The following is a 4370-nucleotide window of genomic DNA, read 5'->3' on the forward strand; positions in this document are numbered from 1 at the left end:
GGTGGAGCTGGAAGCGGCGGCATTGCTGCGGGGCGGAATGGTAAACCCGATCTGGCTGAATGGACACGTTTTGCTGCGTTACCGGGTGTTGGGTGGTCTGGTCAAAGGTCGGGTCAACCTGGACTTCTGGTACAATAAAGGAGAACGATGCGAGCCGACTTTTGCACCGCCAAATCCTTTCGCCGGGCAGCCGCTCATCGCTTCGCTCGGGCCTTCGGGAACAGATGAAGCTGTTTCCATTCTCTCGCCGTACTATGCCGAGTTTAACTACCCGGTACAAAGCGACCTGATCATTGACATTGAAATTCCGCAGGGACAGGAAGTGGAGGCGGGAACACAGGGAACCGTAACGAAAGGCACACAAAATCAATCTATCCTGCACCGTGAATTCCAGTTGGTGTACCTCAACGGGTTTACGACCAAAGCCACCCAAATCGATCCGCAATATGCTGCCTGTGCGGCTGATAATTCCGGCCGGCTGAGTTATGGAAGAAATGAGGACGGGGATCCCAACTATAATGCGACCTACTACCGGTACAATGCATTGCTCCCGAATTCAACTTATCAGATATCCCTCGACTTGCAGGTGCAAATCCGGGATAAGGGGAAACTGGTGCCTTATCTGTTCAAAGACCAGCACGTGGAACAAAAGGAGACCGTCACATTCAAAACAGGACCCTGCATTTCGGTTTTGTCAAAAGGCAGCGGCACCGACGACGCGATCACCACATCTTATCCCTATGAGGGGCAGCGCTATTTCATGAAAGGGGAGAATGCGCCCACGTTCATCAAGCTGAAAACCAATATGAGCTGCTGCATGAGCAACCTCAATTCGGATGAAAACTTCGATCTCAAAGCCCGCTTCACGCCGCTGGAAGGTACCAGCTTTGCGGATAACAATGCAGCGGCAGTACTGCTCACAGACGCTGTTTTCAAGGGTGACAGGGTAGATTACAATTTGCCCGCGGGTATTAAAAACAGGATGCTTTACAGGTTTGAACTTGTGCGGATACCGAAGCCGAATTTTGTTAAAACACAGTTTGCTGCTGCACAAAAGGCGAAGGAGAATGCGAAAAAGATCGTATCTGCCAACATCTACAAAGCAGTTAATTCACCAGGATTTAAGGCGGCGGAGCAGCAGCTTTTAAAAGCAAATTCCAAAGCGGGAATGCCGGGAGCAGGCAGTGCGAACGGGCCGGCGGTAAACTCGAAATACAACAACCATTTTGACCAATACACCGAGATTACGGAGGATGCCTACGAAGTAGTCGCCAATACTTACGGCACTTCCTACAAGATCAATGCTGCAACCGAAAAGCTATATACAACAGGAAGTTTCATGATCAAGGTAGACCCTGAGCTGGTTAAAAAGCAAAAGGAAGAGGCTGCATTCGGGAAAAGCCTGGAGATGAAAATGTACCGGTATTATTTCAAAACAAGCCAATATAATACGCTGGCAGAAAAGCTGGCCGCAGCGAGCTTTCCGCAAAGTGAATCATCGCCCTGGGCTAAAATGGTGGATGCATTGACCACTAAGATGGTCTCGCCGGAAGGGTATGATACATATGAACTGGCATCGGAGTACCTGGGCGGGGACAATGTGCGGCCGCCGCTGCTGCTCCTGAAAGCAGATCCGTCGAGCTTCTGGTTCAAGGATATCGCTGTGCCCGTTGCGGAGCTGATCGGATTGATGCCCGGGAGTTTTTATGATGAAGCAGGGAAGTCAAAACCGTTCCCGGCAGCGACTGATGCGATCAGTACGTTCCAGCGATCTATGGCGAGCTTCAATAACGAATACGACGACATTCAAAAGCCATTTAAGAACGAAGATATTATGAAGCTGATCCCTTCCGAGAAAAAGAAGAACAAATAGTCAAGCTATAACTAAGCTGATCATGAACCTATTGAACATCGTTAGAAAATTTAGTCTCGTCATTTGCGTGGTTGGTTGCCAGCAGGTTCTGGCCCAGGTAAAAGTAAATACCAAGGCGGCAAATGCGTCCGGCAAGGTTGCCAACAAGCAGGTCAACACTGCCACTTCGGTATCCCTAACAGTGGAAGAAATGTCTTCTCTCGCCAATGCACCGATCGATGGCGGGCAGTCCCAATCCTTCTCTGCTACCGACCCAAAGCTGGCTGCGAATGGAAAATCGGAAGCGCTGGACAAGTATGCGGCGGAGAAACTGGATGTGGAAATTTACGGAAGCGGCTCTCGGGAATATGGGGTTACGTATATGTCACGGCCGGTGAAGGTAATTTACGACAATTACATAGCGCCCTACACCGCGACTTTCCTGGAACTGAATGATGAGATCTATGAAAGCAAGCTGTTCCGCAACATCATCGCTATGCAGATCGCAAACCAACTGGTGCTGATATCGGAGAATATGGATGCATTCACAGGCAAGGGAGCGCGGGACATGCTCAGACTGGAAGTGCTGGCCCAGCTTGCTAATGAAACTTACCCGCCGGAAAGTGAAAAGCAGGAATATTGGGAGGATCACCTCGCCCAGATTGCCAAGAGGGTAGCGCCAAAACTCAGTATGTCAGACTTTCATAAATCGCTTGCTATGTTGTCCAGCTTTACTGCCAGGTGTAACTGCGCCCTGTCCGTTATCATTGCAGACAGCAAGATCAACACGATCAAAAATGACAGCAAGCTGACCAACCTGTTGTCGAATGCCAAAAGTAATTTTCTCTACCGCCCGCTTACAGAATACCGGAACCGCGAATCGGTTTTTCACATCTATGTCATGAAAGTGGCGGGCCTGCAAGCCGCTACCCAGGATAACAGTCTCTACAAATTTTACGACAAAGACAATCAATGTCCCTCTGCGCTTGCATACAGCTTCGTTTTCGCTAACAAGGTGCGGTCTGCCTCTGTTTTTAACAAATAAATCAATGGAAAAGCACTATACAAGTTGTTTTAAGATTCTTGCGCTGAGCCTGCTGCTTTCGCTGGTCCATTTCACAGGTTTTGCCCAGAAAAAAAGTACAGCCAAAGCTGTCCCCGCCAAACCTGTGGCGGCAGATACTACCATGCCGCGACGTTACCGGGTTGGTATAATGGCAAAAGCATTTGGAGACTCGGTTGTAATCCGCTGGGCACCGAACCACGCTGCATTGTTCCGCCAGGCTCTGAGAAGCGGCTATATGCTCACCAGACGAAGCTTTAATGAGAATAAGAAGTTACAGCTCGACTGGCAGGTGACCGTCAGGCCGTGGACAGCGGCAGAGTGGCAGCAGCAGGTCAGTAAAAACGATACGCTGGCAGCCGCCTGCTCACAGCTGGTGAATGGTACCAACACGCCAATTGGCGCCAGTGAGGTAGTTACACTCGACAAAATCCTGGATCAGCAAAATCAGAATGACTTGCGGATGATGCTTTCTCTGATCCTGGCGGATGTAAATCCACGCAATGCGCGCGGAATGGCGCTGGGGTGGGTGGACAAGAAAGTGGTGAAAGGTGCAAGCTACATTTACTACATCGTCCCGCTGACCGACCAGCAGCTTTATCCTGTTGACCCAGCGGGTACTACGGTGATGAATGAGAAAAGTAACGAGCAGGCGCGCATGCTTCCCGTGAAAACTTCCTCAGGCGAGCACATTGTGCATTTGAAGTGGAACCGGAGAATGGCTGAAAATGCGTTTTCGTCCTACTTTATCGAACGCTCGGACGATGGCGGCAAAAAATTCCGCCGGCTCACAAAACGCCCGTGGATGCAGGCGCCTACCTCTTCGCTGGACGACGCGATCCAGTATACCGATTCCGTTCCGCAGAATTACCGACCTTACAAATACCGAATTTTCGGCATAACCCCCTTTGGCGAGCTGGTACCTTCGGAAATTATTACGGCTTCTTCACTGGACAAGACACCTCCTCCAACGGTCGCAAAGCTCCATGCAAAACACGTGCAGGGAACGCTGGTTAAAGTAAGCTGGGATTACCCGGATCAGCCCAAAGATTTGGGCGGGTTTGTGGTCGCGAAGGGAATGAGCATGGACGGGCCATTTACACCATTGACCACCCGGCCGCTGACCAGCAATGCACGCGAATTTCTCGATACAACTGCACTGCCGCATTTACCCAATTACTACCGGGTCGTGGCGATCGACACCGCGCGGAATGCGGGCATCGGGCTGCCCGTATACTGCCTGATCAAGGATCTGAAAGGTCCGTCGAAACCGACCGGGTTACAGGGATACATAGATACAACAGGCTTTGTACGCATTGTTTGGGATCAAAATCCGGAGCCGGACATTTACGGGTACCGGGTAATTGCTGCAAATGCACCCGACCATGTTTTTACCGGTAAAACAAACGGATATCTCGCCTTACCCGCATTCAACGATACCACTACGCTGAATGC

The 4370-nt window shown here is 50.5% G+C and carries 3 protein-coding genes; all 3 read left to right on the forward strand.

The window, feature by feature from the left end:
• A partial coding sequence (locus ACTIE6_RS18745) for a hypothetical protein (protein ID WP_439558098.1) occupies positions 1-1873 on the forward strand: 1873 nt, incomplete at its 5' end.
• Positions 1874-1895: 22 nt separating this feature from the next.
• Complete coding sequence (locus tag ACTIE6_RS18750; protein ID WP_439558099.1) at positions 1896-2897, forward strand: hypothetical protein; 1002 nt, start codon at positions 1896-1898, stop codon at positions 2895-2897.
• Positions 2898-2901: 4 nt separating this feature from the next.
• Positions 2902-4370 (forward strand): hypothetical protein (locus ACTIE6_RS18755; protein WP_439558100.1); only part of this gene is annotated, 1469 nt, incomplete at its 3' end.

Source organism: Dyadobacter sp. (genome assembly GCF_051859145.1).
Classification (GTDB): Bacteria; Bacteroidota; Bacteroidia; order Cytophagales; family Spirosomataceae; genus Dyadobacter.